The 14814-nt window shown below is 43.3% G+C and carries 11 protein-coding genes; 2 read left to right on the forward strand and 9 right to left on the reverse strand.

Annotation, left to right across the window (positions count from 1 at the left end):
* Positions 1-28: 28 nt before the first annotated feature.
* Positions 29-3160: an efflux RND transporter permease subunit gene (locus IQ230_RS05090; protein WP_193930979.1), complete on the reverse strand. Its 3132-nt coding sequence runs from the start codon at positions 3158-3160 to the stop codon at positions 29-31.
* Positions 3161-3300: 140 nt separating this feature from the next.
* Positions 3301-4611 (reverse strand): efflux RND transporter periplasmic adaptor subunit, encoded by a 1311-nt coding sequence (locus IQ230_RS05095; protein WP_193930980.1) that lies wholly within the window; start codon positions 4609-4611, stop codon positions 3301-3303.
* A gap of 337 nt (positions 4612-4948) precedes the next feature.
* On the opposite strand from IQ230_RS05095, the gene IQ230_RS05100 reads away from it, so the two are divergent.
* Positions 4949-6064, forward strand: a complete 1116-nt coding sequence (locus IQ230_RS05100) for an ABC transporter permease (protein WP_193930981.1) — start codon at positions 4949-4951, stop codon at positions 6062-6064.
* 447 nt (positions 6065-6511) lie between these two features.
* Here IQ230_RS05100 and tsaB read toward each other — a convergent pair whose 3' ends face one another.
* The gene (gene tsaB / locus IQ230_RS05105) at positions 6512-7165 is read right to left on the reverse strand and encodes a tRNA (adenosine(37)-N6)-threonylcarbamoyltransferase complex dimerization subunit type 1 TsaB (protein ID WP_193930982.1); all 654 of its coding nucleotides are present in this window, start codon (positions 7163-7165) and stop codon (positions 6512-6514) included.
* A gap of 105 nt (positions 7166-7270) precedes the next feature.
* Positions 7271-7519, reverse strand: a complete 249-nt coding sequence (locus tag IQ230_RS05110) for a Ycf34 family protein (RefSeq protein WP_099701272.1) — start codon at positions 7517-7519, stop codon at positions 7271-7273.
* A gap of 130 nt (positions 7520-7649) precedes the next feature.
* Here IQ230_RS05110 and IQ230_RS05115 point away from each other — a divergent pair, with 130 nt between their 5' ends.
* Positions 7650-8888, forward strand: coding sequence for a CCA tRNA nucleotidyltransferase (locus tag IQ230_RS05115; RefSeq protein WP_228054600.1), 1239 nt, complete (start codon positions 7650-7652; stop codon positions 8886-8888).
* 31 nt (positions 8889-8919) lie between these two features.
* On the opposite strand, the gene pyk is transcribed toward IQ230_RS05115, so the two are convergent.
* The 5 genes from pyk to gndA all read right to left on the reverse strand — a co-directional run bounded on the left by pyk (position 8920) and on the right by gndA (position 14776).
* A complete protein-coding gene (gene pyk, locus IQ230_RS05120) occupies positions 8920-10341 on the reverse strand; it encodes a pyruvate kinase (RefSeq protein WP_193930983.1) in 1422 nt (473 codons plus the stop codon).
* Positions 10342-10343: 2 nt separating this feature from the next.
* Positions 10344-11039: a 2,3-bisphosphoglycerate-dependent phosphoglycerate mutase gene (locus IQ230_RS05125; protein WP_193930984.1), complete on the reverse strand. Its 696-nt coding sequence runs from the start codon at positions 11037-11039 to the stop codon at positions 10344-10346.
* Positions 11040-11062: 23 nt separating this feature from the next.
* Positions 11063-12058, reverse strand: a complete 996-nt coding sequence (gene gap, locus IQ230_RS05130) for a type I glyceraldehyde-3-phosphate dehydrogenase (RefSeq protein WP_193930985.1) — start codon at positions 12056-12058, stop codon at positions 11063-11065.
* A 196-nt stretch (positions 12059-12254) separates the two neighbouring features.
* Positions 12255-13292 carry a hydroxyacid dehydrogenase gene (locus IQ230_RS05135; protein ID WP_193930986.1) on the reverse strand — a complete coding sequence of 346 codons (1038 nt, stop codon included), beginning with the start codon at positions 13290-13292 and terminating at the stop codon, positions 12255-12257.
* 47 nt (positions 13293-13339) lie between these two features.
* Positions 13340-14776, reverse strand: coding sequence for an NADP-dependent phosphogluconate dehydrogenase (gndA, locus tag IQ230_RS05140; RefSeq protein ID WP_193930987.1), 1437 nt, complete (start codon positions 14774-14776; stop codon positions 13340-13342).
* Positions 14777-14814: the final 38 nt, after the last annotated feature.

Here is a 14814-nt window from a genome sequence, read left to right on the forward strand (position 1 = left end):
GTTGAGTAGAGTAATATTTATTATAAAGTTATTTACGAATTTGCAACGAGCTTTTTGGCTGCTTGGAAGTATCAGCCGAAGGCAATTCATTATCAATAAAGTTTTGTCTGTCATGTCTACTAAGTCCATGTACCAATTTCATCAGCCAATGTTGGAAGTTATCGACATAGGTAAAAAGAACAGGTACTACCACTAACGTTAACAAGGTCGAAGTGGTAAAACCACCTAACACAGCAATTCCCATTGGACTGCGTACTTCAGCACCAGGACCAAATCCGAGGGCGAGGGGTAGGGTTCCTGCGATCGTAGATAATGAAGTCATTAAAATAGGACGCAGACGCGATACACCAGCATTAATTAATGCTTGTCTTTGTGAATTTCCTTCTGCCTGATTGATGATCGTGTAGTCAACTAAAAGAATCGAGTTTTTTGTGACGATGCCCAGCAGTAGCACAATACCAATTAAGGCATATAAACCTAAAGCTTTTTGGGCAAACATCAGTGCCAGTAGCGTACCACCCAAAGACAATGGTAAAGCTACCATGATTGTGAATGGATGGAAAAAGTTATTGTACAGCAGTACAAGAATGCCATAGATACACAAAATTGCCAGTGCTAAAGCTGTACCAAAACGACCGAAAATTTCTTGCATAATTTCGGCATCACCTGCTTGTTGCTGGACGACTCCTGGGGGTAGTGGATTCAACGCGGGAAGTTGATTGACAGCATCCACCGCGTCTCCCAAGGCAATACCTTGCAAGTTTGCTTCTACCGAGACTTGACGGGAGCGATCGTAACGGTTAATCTCAGCTGGACCACTGCCAAAACGAATATCAGCAACAGCTTCTAAAGGAACCAACGAACCATTATTACTGGGAACTTGTAAATTTCTAAAGGTATTGATATCGTTACGTGCTTCAGGGTTAATTTGGACGCGAATCGGAATTTGACGTTCGCTTAAGTTAAATTTAGCTAAATTCGCTTCATTATCCCCTAAGGTTGCTAGAGATGCAGTGCGGGCGATCGCTTGTACCGTTACCCCTAAGTCAGCTGCCCTCGCCGGATCTGGAATCACCAAGATTTCTGGTTGTGCCAAACTAGCAGATGATGCAACTTCAACTAAACCTGGTACTGTGCGCATTTGCCTTTCTAATTCAGCCGCAGCCTGATTTAACGCTTCAGGGTTTTCACTTCTTAAAACAATTGAGAGATCTTTATTATTTCCTGCTGCACCTTGGCTTTGAAAACTAATTCTTGCACCTGGAATTTGGGCAAATTGCGGACGAATTTGTTGTTCAAACTCGCTTTGAGAGATATCGCGATTTTCTTCAGGTTTCAACTTAACTGTTAGCGTTGCACTGTTAACTTGCGGCGTCGCCAAGACTGTCTCTACCGCAGGGTTTTGTTGAATTAAGGCTGTTGCGCGTTGTACAACTTGCGTTGTGTCATCCAAAGTCGAACCTGGAGGTAATTCCACCGAAACTGTAGAAATTCCCAAGTCGCCATTATCAATAAACCCTTTAGGAATCATTGGTACTAACATCAAGCTACCAATAAAGAACGCTAAGGCAATTCCCAAGGTAGTTAAGCGATGACGCAATGCCCATGTCAGTAGAGATTTATAAGGCTGAAATGGTTTTTTTTGAGGTTTGGTTTGAGTGTGGCGATCTCTATTTGATTTTCCCTGCTGAAGTAAATTTGCTCCCATCATCGGCGTTACTGTCCGTGCTACCAGCGTAGAAAATATCGTAGATACTGCAACTGTGACACCAAAAGGTTGAAAAAATTGCCCAGGAATACCTCCCATAAATGCTACAGGGAGAAACACCGCAATAATTGTTGCAGATGTCGCTATCACGGCTAAACCAACTTCTGAGGAAGAGTCAAAAGCCGCCTGACGTGCTGTTTTTCCCATCTTCATGTGTCGGTCGAGGTTTTCAATTTCTACAACAGCATCATCAACTAAATTTCCGACAGCAAGTGCTAACCCCAACAACGTCATATTATTGAGCGTGTAGCCCAAGGCGCTTTGAACAAAAAAGGTAGGAATAATCGATAAAGGTAAAGCTACCGCTGTAATTAACGTCGCCCGCCAATCGCGTAAAAACAGCAGAATTGTTAACACTGCTAACACAGATGCCAGAACCAAGTCATGCATCGTGCTTTCATAAGACTCGCGAATAAAGTCACCCCGCGTGAAAATTAATTGCAAGTCAACATCAGCAGGCAATGTTGATTCTAATTGCGCTACCGCTTCTCTGATGCCTTCTTCTACTGTAACGAGTGTACTACCGCTACTACGTAATACTTCAAAAGCAACAACAGGTTCACCATTCAAAAAAGCAGCTTGTCGCGGTTCTGCAAAGCTATCACTCACTTCCCCTATACTTGACAATGGCACATAACTGCCATTGGGTAAGACAATTTGATAATTGCTTAAGACTTCGACACTCGCAGCACTACCCAAAGTTCTAATAGTTTGTTCGCTACCGCCAACTTCTGCCCGTCCTCCTGGTAAATTGGCATTGAAAGCGCGAATTTGGTCATTTACCTGTGTTGCGGTAATGCCCAAAGCTTGCAACTGTGACGGATTTAAATTAATCCGAATCTCGCGATCGACACCACCTACACGGCGAATTTGCGCTACCCCTTGCACCGCTAGTAAAGCACGGCTAATCGTTTGATCGACCAAGTTACTTAACTGTTCTACCGACTGCTGCGAAACAACAGCATAAGTCATGATAGGACCACCCGCGAATTCTAGTCGCTGGACAATCGGTTCGCTGATGTCTTGCGGTAATTCTTGACGAGTTTGGGCAACCGCATTGCGGACATCGTTCGTGGCGCGATCGCTATCAGTACCCAACACAAAGTTAACAACCGTTGTGGAAACTCCATCGTTGACGGTTGAAATCATGGTGTCAATGTTTCCTAAACTTGCAACCGCATCTTCAATTTGCTTTGTGACTTGCGCTTCGAGTTCTGCAGGTCCCGCCCCTGGCTGGCTAACTGTAATGGAAACTGCTGGAATATCAATATTGGGATTGGTATCAATTCCTAGCCTTGTAAACGAAAACCAACCTAGAATCGTCAACATCAAGAATAAAACAATTGTCGGAACCGGACGGCGAATTGACCAAGCAGAGACGTTGAAGGACATAATGAGGGGTCAGGGGTGAGGGGTGAGTTTAAGAGAGTTATGAGTTTAAGAGAGTCGTGAAGTGTTGAGCTTAAAAGAGTTATGAGTTATGAAGAGTCTTTTAATTCAAAACTCAAAACTCAAAACTAATCACTCACCCCTCACCTCTCACTCCTCGCCCCTTCTACTACACGAACGCGATCGCCATCTTTGAGATAGCCAGCACCAACAGACACGACGCGATCGCCTGAATTTAAGCCGCTGCTAATTTCGATGTTGCCATCATTGAGAACTTCTCCGAGTTCGACAGATCGTGCTTGTACTGTATCTTCACCTGTCAACACAAAAACAATTCCACTACCATCAGGCTGTGGGACGACAGCTTTTCCAGGAACTGTGATTCCAGGAACGGTTGCAGAGGTAATTGCTGCACGGGCAAACATTCCTGGACGTAGTAAAGAAGTTGTGGGTAAATTGATGCGGACTGTGGCTTGACGGCTTTGGGTATCGACTAATGGTGCGATTTCTCTGACTCGTCCTTGTAGCTGAACGCGCGAATCTGCGTCTAAAGTTACTCTAGCAGGTGCGCCGACTTCAACTTGTGGTAACTGAATTGCGGGAACTTGTGCTGCAAGTTCCAAAGCATTATTTTGAATAATCGAAAACAAGGGCTGCGAACCACTAACGACATCTCCAATTTTGGCGATCGCTTCTGCGACTAAACCACTTGCGGGTGCGCGAACCACAGTTTGTCCCAACTGTGTTTCTAATTGTTGTAAACTAGCACGACTACTGCGCACATCAGCTTCGGCACTACTAATATTTGCTTGGGCAACGCGGACGGCTTCGCGGGCAGTGGCTGTTGTTGTCGCCCGCGTATCTAATTCTTGGCGACTAATTGCCCCATTATTAGCAAGTTGTTCGTATCGCTGTAAGTTTCGTTCTGCTTCAGCCAAACTGGCACGCGCTTGTGCTAAAGCTGCTTGTCTTTGACCGACTACGGCTTGTACAGACTCGATATTTGCTCTTGCTTGGTCAATTTGAGCGCGAATCACTGCATCATCTAAAATTGCCATTGCCTGTCCTTCACGGACATTTTCGCCTTCACGTACTAAAATCTGCCTAATCTGTAAACCATTGGTTTGTGGTAACACGGCAATCAAATCGCGGGCAGCAACTGTACCAGTAACATTAAGTGATCGCGCTACCTGCATGCTGCGTACTGGTTCTACTGTCACACTCATACTGGGCGGTGCTTCAGTTTGCTGTGCAGTTTGGTTCGGTGCTGTCGTTGGGCGCGAAAAAAAGCGCATTCCGCCAAAGGCGATCGCCACGCCTAACCCTGTGCCAACTATCAATGGGATAAGCCAATTCTGACGCGATCGGGTTGGAACCTTTTTATAATTTGCTTTGTCAACAACGATAACTTCTTTAGACGCAAGCTTATCCTCTGCTTCCACTTGTTGAGTCACAGCCAAACCTCCCTCCACGCGATGCCAGTGCCAGCCACTTTACTAAGAAACGTTGAAATTTATTGCTATATCTTAAATATGACTCATTTAATTGTCTTCTGAACTCAGACCACAGCAAGAAATAAGAGGTCAGGGGAGTTATGAGGGGTGAGGGGTGAGTTTAAGAGAGTTACTCGTTAAGAGTGTTGAGTTATGAGTTAAGCAAATTCTTCTAATTCAAAACGTGCTAAGGCACCGCTACGCTAACAAAACTCAACACTCAAAACTTTAAATCCCAACGTCTCGTCAGGCTAAAATTCAAACCATAGATGGTTACTTTAGGGCATGGTGGTTGTAAATGAACTGGTGGCATAGACTCAAGAAAAATCCTCTCGCCCGCTTTGGTGCTATATTACTACTTGTTTTTTACCTTGCAGTCTTCGCGGCTGATTTTGTTGCACCTTACGACCCATACACATCGCAACTCAACGGTTCGCTACTACCACCAACGCAAGTTTACTGGCGTAATACCGCAGGGGAGTTTATTGGACCACACGTTTACCTAACAACACAAGGAGAAACCGATCTGGAAACGGGCGATCGCGAACTTATCGTAGACCGCAGCACTCCTGCTTGGTTACGCTTATTTACTCGCGGCTATACCTACAACTTATTTCACCTGAATTTACCAATACCACCCACTTTTGAAGAAGTTGAAATTTTCAGTGGCATTCCTGCAAACATTCATTTATTTGGTACAACTGGCGAGGCAAGATTTAATCTCTTAGGCACAGATGAGCAAGGGCGCGATCAATTCAGTCGCTTGGTACATGGAGGTAGAATCAGCCTCAGTATTGGTTTGGTTGGTATCGCAATTACATTTCCTCTAGGTATGCTTGTTGGTGGCATTTCAGGTTACTTTGGCGGTTTAGCCGATAGTCTATTGATGCGCATCGTCGAAGTTCTGATGACGATTCCCAGCATCTATTTATTAGTAGCCTTAGCCGCCGTTTTACCACCAGGATTAAGCAGTACCCAACGATTTGTCTTAATTGTGTTTATTACCTCGTTTATCGGCTGGGCAGGTTTGGCACGAGTCATTCGCGGTCAAGTTCTCTCACTTAAAGAACGTGAATTTGTACAAGCAGCAAAATCAATGGGCGCAAATCCGTTCTACATTATCGTGCGCCATGTTCTGCCACAAACAGCAACATATATCATTATTTCAGCAACTTTAGCTGTACCAGGTTTTATTGTTGCTGAGTCCGTTCTAAGTTTGATTGGGCTAGGAATTCAGCAACCCGATCCCTCGTGGGGAAATATGCTATCGCTAGCGACAAATGCATCTATTTTGGTACTACAACCTTGGTTAATTTGGCCTCCAGCATTACTCATTATTCTCACTGTACTAGCATTCAATTTACTCGGCGATGGCTTACGCGATGCCCTCGATCCTCGAAGCTTGCGACGGTAGTTGCTAGCCTGGAAGCGATTAGCATTTAGTAATTAGCTAATAACCTTTGAGTAAATCCACCTACAGAGTGACTGTGTTTATGCCCTACGAACGACAGAACGCTTTCTTAAACTTGGTATTCTGATAAACAACAAATGCGTTGGATAGGGGTTGCGCCACTGTGACCTATAGTCATCTACCAAAGGAGGGCGACGTCAGGTAGCTGGACAATGCATAAAGTATAGATAAATAAGGCGGTGTGGAGTTTTTGTCGCCTCCTCCACTTTATCGCTACCGAGGAGAGATTAAAGTCTCTACAAAGTGGTCTTAGGTAGCGATCGCCTCGTTGTCTTTAAATTAAAGCTAATTTTACGTTTATTCAAGCTTTGGTTAGTCATTACTAGCCAAAAGTTTGTCCATTACATATATCAAAGACACTGTAAATTTCACACAGTAGTGTAGTTAATCTTACACGGGATGTTGACCATAGAATGGCATTGCTTCTGACCAGTGAGGACGCTTCCCTTGCTGCCAATCAAAATAAGCAAGTTCTAGTACGCTAGTCACACAAGTCCCTAAGTTGTTTGATGCATGAAACAATTTATGCGCCCCGCAAGCATCTAGTTTTGTTTGCCATGCTTCAGGAGTTAATACTGTGTCTGGTAGCACAGGAATTAAACCATTGCCTTCTGGGTTAGGTTTATAAATTGCAGTATGCAACTTCCCGCGTTGTGCAGGAAGTTGAACAGCATATACAGATGATACAGATGATGGTTCAGTGGTATGCTGCGACCAAGCGACAGCTGCTAAACTCGAAATTGCAAACACAGGAATATCCAACTGTTGCGCCAAAGTTCGTGCTGTTACTACACCAATACGAGTTCCCGTAAAGCCACCTGGACCCTTGGCTACAGCAATAAATGCTAAATCTACCCAAGTTTGGGGCTGCATGAACTCGCTTAAGTACTGGTGTAATAAGTTAGATAAATCGCGTCCTAAATTCCATGTTGCTGTGCGAGAGTCATCAGCAAAGTTGCTCAACGCGAATCCTAATTCTGGACTACTCGTATGAATCGCAAGACTATACTTATGCGGTTGAAGGCGAACATCATGCATCTTCATTTAATAAAACAAAAGCAGCTACCAAAGTAAATAGTAGCTGCCACGCGTATTTTACTAGCAATTCGCTATTAGCTATAGTCAACTCAGGCGCTTTAACTACAATTTCTAGGTAGGTACAAGTTCACCTGGGCGCAGTTTTGCCCACTTGCCCATTTCGCGTTTAAAGCTAACGCAACCGACAACATCGTACTCCATTTCAATAATATCTTCGTGGGTACGAATGTTAACGTTGATTGAAGGTTCAATCGGTTCAAAATCAGGATCTTCAGTTAAGTGAGGTTGTTCGTGCTGAGTTTCAACCGCGTGGTATGTGATGCAGCGATCGACATAGTGGCAGTTCACGCAAATACACATAAAACGAACTCCAGTCTAATGTCTTGTTCAAGTCCTAAACAGGATGAGTTATTGCCTCTATCTTAACTGAGGTAGATAATAACATCTTACACCTAGTCACAAATCTGTACTAGCGGCTCAAGTGGTTTGTATGGCGATGTGCCTTAACTTGTCTAGATTATCTCCCCAAAACTGGTGTTTTAGCTTGGAACTGCTGCCACAGCCAATCTACTTGGTTGGTGGTGCGGTGCGCGATGCATTATTAGGACGTAGTGCTGAGTACTTAGATATAGATTTCGTGTTACCAGCAAATGCTATAGAAACAGCGCGATCGCTGGCACATCATTACAAAGCAGGTTTTGTTATTCTCGACGCCCAGCGTCAAATTGCCCGTGTTGTCTTTCCTCAAGCAACTGTAGATTTTGCCCTACAAGAAGGTTCTAGCCTAGAAACCGATTTGCGACGGCGAGATTTTACTGTGAATGCGATCGCTTACAACCCTCACACGCAAGAAATTATCGATCCTCTCCACGGCTGTAGCGATTTACAACAGCAGCGCTTGCGGATGGTATCACGACAAAACTTGCAAGATGACCCTTTACGATTACTACGCGCTTATCGTCAAGCTGCACAGCTTGGTTTTACGATTGAGTCAGACACTCACTTGGCAATTTGTCATTTAGCATCTCAAATCGAACACGTCGCCGCTGAACGAGTGCGGGTAGAACTAGGATATCTTCTTGCCCATTCTCAAGGAACTCCTTGGTTAAAAAGTGCTGCGGAAGACGGCTTAATTGAATATTGGTTTCCCAACGCCAACGTTGAAGATGTAGCTGCAGTGGATACCACAGTGGTAAAACTGAGTAAATATTGGTCACAACTCAATATCGAACTGTGCCAAAGTGTGCGCGACACAGTTAAAACAACTTGGTTAGGTCTTGCCAAACTCGCGTGTCTTGTGACCCCACAACCAGAAATTGCTGAAGCCGAATTAGTCCAACTTACCTACAGTCGGGCAGAAATTCGCGGTGTCATTACGATACTCAAACTACTACCACAGTTGCAAGCGCATGCGATGCCTATACGCGAACAGTATTTTTTCTTTCAAGAAGCTGGGAAAGTCTTTGGGGCGATCGCACTTTTAGCCGTAGCTAAGGGGACTTCAGTTGATGCGATCGCGCCATTAATCAACCACTACCTCAACCCTCAAGATCCTGTCGCACATCCTACACCACTCATAACAGGTAAAGATTTAATCCAAGCCCTGAAAATTAAACCTGGACCTCAAGTAGGAAGATTACTAACAGAGATTGCGATCGCCCAAGTCGAAGGCAGAATTACCACAGCTGATGAGGCTTTTGAATTTGCCTCAAAAATACTTGACAATTAGCGTTTTTTATAATGTAAATTCAAGGATCAAATCAAACTGCTGTTTTCTCACCAACTTTATGCGCCTTAATCAAGTTAGTCACACCTGTAATGGCTAAAGGTAAGCCAGCAGTAATCACAACCATGTCCCCCATACTAACCAAACCATGCTCAACAGCGACCTTCTCTACTTGAGATATCATCTCGTCGGTGTTATCTACCTCTTGCAATCGCAGACATTTCACACCCCAATACAAACTTAATCGCCGTTGTACAGCTTCGCTAGGCGTGACTGCAATAATTGGAATCGACTGACGATATTTAGAAAGAATTCTGGCAGTAAATCCATTTTGGGTAAAGCAAATAATTGCCTTCGCTTTGAGATTTTCTGCTAACTGACAAGCTGCATGACCGACAGCATTAGGAATGTGATGTTCTTTAACGCCACCATCAATAAAATGGGGAAAGGACGTTAAATCAGCTTCTACAGTTTCCGCAATTTGTGCCATCGTCTTCACTGCTTCTACGGGGTAGCGACCAATTGCAGTTTCTCCCGAAAGCATTAAAGCATCTGTCCCATCCAAGATTGCATTAGCAATATCAGAAACTTCGGCACGGGTGGGTCGTGGATTTTGCATCATCGACTCCAGCATTTGGGTAGCGGTAATAACTGGTTTGAGATGATGATGACACTTTTGAATTAAAGACTTTTGAATTAAGGGGACTTTTTCTAAAGGAACTTCGACACCTAAATCTCCCCGCGCTACCATAATTACATCAAAAGCTGCCACAATTTCTTCTAAATCATCTAAAGCTTCGTGGCGTTCAACTTTAGCAACAATATGCGCCGAGTTCTCACTTACCATCACATCTCTTAAGCGCTGAATATCTGCTGCTTCCCGCACAAAAGAAAGCGCAATATAATCAACTGCTTGATCTAAACCTAATTGTAAATCTTGGATATCTTTTTCAGTTACTGCTGGTGTGGAAACAGAAGACTGGCTGAGATTAATACCTTTATGACTTTTTAACTCACCCCCATGAATCACGGTGCCATAAATATTTGTATCATCTACTTTGTCAACTTGAATTTCGATGAGACCATCATTAATTAGAATCGGGTCTTCCGCTTTGACATCGTTGATTAAATTTTTATAAGTAGACGTAAATCGTGCGGCTGTGCCTTGGACATCCTGCATTGTAATAACAGTTTCCTCACCAGTTTGTAAGACAACGCCATCGACCATCTCACTAACACGAATTTTGGGACCTTGTAAGTCCTGCAACAAGGCAATTGGGCGATTTAATTCTGCTGCAACTTGGCGGACAAGCTGAATTCTTTTAAAGTGTGTTTCATGGTCTTCATGCGAGAAATTCAGCCTGGCGACATCCATACCCGCTTCGACCATTGCTTTAATCGTATCGTAATCAGAACAAGCAGGACCAAGCGTACAAACAATCTTGGTTTTTCGCATAATTAATCTAAAATAACTTTATTAGTAATATTTGCCTCTGCATCGATTTCATAAACAATCGGGATGCCAGTTGCAAGTTCTAGGTGTGGCACTTCTTTTGGGCTAAGATTATCTAAATGCATCAAAATTGACCGTAAAGAGTTGCCGTGGGCAGAAACCAGAACGTTATCACCGTTTTTGAGATGCACTAAAATCCGGTTTTGAAAGAAAGGAATTGTTCTCGCAGCCGTGTCTTTTAAACTTTCACCACCTGGAGGTCGAGTATCGAACGATCGCCGCCATTGATGCACAATATTTTTACCAACTTTTTCTGCCATGTCTGCTTTATTGAATCCCTGTAAATCGCCGTAGTGGCGTTCGTCCAAAGCTGGATTCATAAAGATCGGAATCTCTTGTTCAATGTAGCCTTCGTACTTGTCCCAACCATGCCAATCAGGGTCATCAGAATCGTGTTTGAAGACGGGACTTTTGTCAAGACAAGCCCCAGTACCTTCGGTCAGACAAATGGCAGTTGTTTCTATAGCACGTACGAGTAAGCTAGTAAAACACACATCAATGCGATAAGAACTAATTTTTTTTGCTGCTTGCATTGCCTCTTGGCGACCGACGTGATTGAGGGGAACATCAACCCAACCACTAAAGCGGTTAGCAGCGTTCCAGGTACTTTGACCGTGACGAACTAAGATTAGTGTTGCCATTTGGGTGATGAATTACAGTTTGACTAACCTTTAAATAAACTCACAACTGTCCGTACCATTTGATTGGCATAACCCCATTCGTTGTCATACCAACTCATGACCTTAACTAAGTCACCATCGACAACTTGCGTCATGGTTAAATCAATAATTGAGGCGTGAGGGTCGCTGATAATATCGGAAGAGACAATTTCTTCATTGGATACTGCTAAAATGCCCTTGTAGCGATCGCTAGCGGCTTCTTCTTGAAAAATCTTGTTAACTTCTTCTACACTTGTCGGGCGTTCGGTTACAAAATTGATGTCTGAAATTGAACCAACAGGAATTGGTGCGCGGACTGCTACGCCATCAAACTTGCCATTGTATTGTGGTAATACTTTCGTTGTGGCGATCGCTGCCCCTGTTGAAGTCGGGACAAAATTTGCAGCAGCTGCCCTACCCCGCCGCCATTTTTTACTAGGTCCATCAACAATTTCTTGCGAAGACGTGTAGGCATGAATTGTCGTCATAATTGCTTTTTTCACGCCAATTCTTCTGCCGATAATTTCAACAACTGGAGTAATACAATTCGTTGTACAGCTAGCGCAAGAAAAAATCTGTTCTGATTCAGGTGCTTGATTAACACCAAAAACCACAGTTTCCACATCTTCGCTTTTGGTAGGGGCAGAAAGTATACTATACTTTGCTCCTGCTTTAATATGCTTTTCTAAACCTTCTTTTTGAGTAAAAATTCCTGTACATTCAAACACAGCATCAATTTCTAAACTTTTCCAAGGAAGTTGTTCAGGATCTTTCTCACTAAAAACCTTGTATTTCTTACCATCAACAATCAGACTATTTTCACTACTTTCTACCTGTCTTGTATACTTGCCATAAGCCGTATCATACTTCAGCAAATAAGCAAGATTATCAGCAGTAACCAAATCATTCACAGCAACCAATTCTAACTCTGGTTGATCTAGAACGAGCTTAAAAACTGCTCTTCCAATTCTTCCTAAACCATTAATTGCAATCCGAACCATACTCATCTCCTAATATCATCTTCAGTTAAATAACCATACCCTTGTAGGTAATTGGTAACTGTTTTATCTAGTCATTATTCACTTTTTATTACAGATATTTAAATCGACTTAATCCGAGCGCTATTCTCCTTTGTAAAACCTCCACAAATCTCCTCTAAATCTCTTCCTTTGAGTCCTTAGTGGTTCGTTCCTAAATTTATCCAACACCTACCTCTTGCTTCCCAACACCCACGATCGCATTTTCGAGTTTTCCTTGCAAAAAACCCGTAATATTATCAGCAGTCGTTTGTAAAATACGCTCTCTTGCTTCGCGAGTATTAAAGGCATTGTGCGGCGTCACAATTACATTAGGCAGACGCAGCAAAAGTTGGTCAGCAAATAAAGTTTCTAGCAGCGTTCCGGCATTATCTGGCTGGCGTTCAACAGCGTGTAACAGTTCTTCTTCTTGACGTAAGATAACTTCTTGCGGTAAGACATCCAAACAAGCAGATATTTTACCCGCTTGCAAAACATCAAGTAAGGCAAGGATATCTACAACATTACCTCTAGCTGCATTAATTAAAACCGCACCATCCTTCATCAAGGCTAATTGTTCCTGCGCAATTAAGTGATAAGTTTTTGGATTAGCAGGAACGTGCAGCGTCACAATATCAGATATTTTTAAAACCGTTTCCATGTCGGCATATTCAAAGCCCAGCCTATTGGCTAATTCCCGATCTGGGTTAACATCAAATGCGACAACTTCCATGCGGAAGCCTTTAGCAATCTCAATCACACATTGCCCAATACTACCAGTACCAATAACGCCTAAAGTTTTGCCGCGTAAGTCAAAACCTTGCAATCCCTTAAACGAAAAATCTCCTTTACGAGTACGTTCAATGCTTTCATAAATTTTACGACTGTGCGCTAGCAGCAAGCCAAAAACGTGTTCGGCGATCGTATATTCGCCATAGCTTGGGACATTACAAACAGCTATTCCTTGCTCTTTGCAATACTCTGTATCGATATGATCGTAGCCAGTTGAACGAGTGGCAATTAACTTCAAATGACGAAATTGTTCGAGAATAGAGCGATTCAATCGAGAATAAATAAAGGTAGAAATAATCTCAGCATCGGCGTAGTTGCTAGCATTTTCTATTGTGAGTTCTGAGGAAAACTCAATACTGTGTTCTGCTAACAAATCGCTGCATACTTGTTGTTCCCACGGTTCGGCTTCAAAAACAATTATTCTCATCATCATCTCCAGATAGACGATAGGCGATCGCGCGAAAATTAGTCAATTTAATCTGCCGTACCTGTTTGTAGAGACTCAGCATCAACTTGCGTCCATTCGGTGTGGAAAGTGCCTGGTTGATCGATACGGTGATAAGTATGCGAACCGAAGTAATCGCGCTGGGCTTGGGTTAAGTTTTGGGGCAGGCGATCGCGGCGATAGCTATTGAAGTACGCTAGCGAAGCACTCATTGCAGGGACAGGAATATTTAATTGAGTTGCAACTGTTATCACTTCTCGCCAAGCTGCAGTTCTGCTCAAAATTGCTTCTTTAAAATAAGGTGCTAACAGCAGATTCACTAAATCGGGCTGCGCTTGAAAAATCTGCTGCATTGGTTTCAAAATTTCAGCACGAATAATACAGCCTCCTTTCCAAATCCGCGCTACTTCGCTGAGATTTAAATGATATTGTCGTTCTTGTGATGCTGCTTTTAACAACGCCATTCCTTCAGCATAGGCACATGCGATCGCGCAATAAAGTGCATCGCGTACTTTATCAACAAAACCTTCACCTTGATATCTACCACTCACCCCATCAAAGACTTGAGACGCTTTCACGCGTTCTTCTTTGTACGCAGACATAATCCGCGCATTCACCGCAGTCATAATTGTCGGTACAGGTACGCCTAAATCCATCGCACTGATCACTGTCCAGTTTCCCGTTCCCTTTTGTTCTGCTGCATCAAGAATCATTTCTACTAGAGGATTCTTTGTTTGTGGATCAATGTACTGGAAAATATCAGCGGTAATTTCCATCAAGTACGAGTTGAGTTCCTGGGTTGTATTCCATGCAGAAAACACCTCATGTAACTGTTGATGGTTGAAACCTAATCCTGTTTTGAGCAAATCATAAGCTTCTGCAATAAGTTGCATGATACCGTACTCAATGCCGTTGTGTACCATCTTGACATAGTGACCCGCACAACCAGGACCAAGGTAAGTCACACAAGGACTATCCTCGACCTGCGCCGCAACTTTAGTCAAAATTGGCTTGACCACTTCGTAAGCATCCTTGTTGCCTCCAGGCATCATACTTGGACCAAGTAATGCGCCAATTTCACCACCACTAACGCCCATACCAATAAAATTGACTTTTGTTGCCTGTAATTCTCGGCTACGACGTGCGGTATCTTCGTAGTAAGAGTTACCACCATCAATGATAATGTCGTCCTCTTCTAGCAAGGGTTTCAGTTGCTCAATAACCGCATCAACAGGAGCACCCGATTTAATCATTAATAATATCTTCCGAGGACGCTCCAAAGCAGCAACTAATTCTTTTGGGCTATAGGTAGCTACAATATCTTTACCATCTGCTCGCTGAGAGATAAAACTGTCTGTCTTTTCTGCGGTACGGTTATAAACAGCAACCGAGAATCCTTGACGCTCGATATTCAGCGCCAGGTTCTCACCCATTACCGCTAAACCAATTAAACCAAATTGTGCCATAGATGTACCTTGTACTAATTCGTAATTGGAGGATTGGA

This window comes from Gloeocapsopsis crepidinum LEGE 06123 (assembly GCF_015207655.1).
GTDB classification, from domain to species: Bacteria; Cyanobacteriota; Cyanobacteriia; order Cyanobacteriales; family Chroococcidiopsidaceae; genus Gloeocapsopsis; species Gloeocapsopsis crepidinum.

Excerpts from the sequence above, each read along its gene's own strand:
- IQ230_RS05090 (WP_193930979.1), bottom strand. The coding sequence starts at position 3,160 with ATGTCCTTCAACGTCTCTGCTTGGTCAATTCGCCGTCCGGTTCCGACA.
- IQ230_RS05100 (WP_193930981.1), top strand. The coding sequence starts at position 4,949 with ATGAACTGGTGGCATAGACTCAAGAAAAATCCTCTCGCCCGCTTTGGT.
- tsaB (WP_193930982.1), bottom strand. The coding sequence starts at position 7,165 with ATGAAGATGCATGATGTTCGCCTTCAACCGCATAAGTATAGTCTTGCG.
- IQ230_RS05110 (WP_099701272.1), bottom strand. The coding sequence starts at position 7,519 with ATGTGTATTTGCGTGAACTGCCACTATGTCGATCGCTGCATCACATAC.
- IQ230_RS05115 (WP_228054600.1), top strand. The coding sequence starts at position 7,650 with ATGGCGATGTGCCTTAACTTGTCTAGATTATCTCCCCAAAACTGGTGT.
- pyk (WP_193930983.1), bottom strand. The coding sequence starts at position 10,341 with ATGCGAAAAACCAAGATTGTTTGTACGCTTGGTCCTGCTTGTTCTGAT.
- IQ230_RS05125 (WP_193930984.1), bottom strand. The coding sequence starts at position 11,039 with ATGGCAACACTAATCTTAGTTCGTCACGGTCAAAGTACCTGGAACGCT.
- gap (WP_193930985.1), bottom strand. The coding sequence starts at position 12,058 with ATGGTTCGGATTGCAATTAATGGTTTAGGAAGAATTGGAAGAGCAGTT.
- IQ230_RS05135 (WP_193930986.1), bottom strand. The coding sequence starts at position 13,292 with ATGAGAATAATTGTTTTTGAAGCCGAACCGTGGGAACAACAAGTATGC.
- gndA (WP_193930987.1), bottom strand. The coding sequence starts at position 14,776 with ATGGCACAATTTGGTTTAATTGGTTTAGCGGTAATGGGTGAGAACCTG.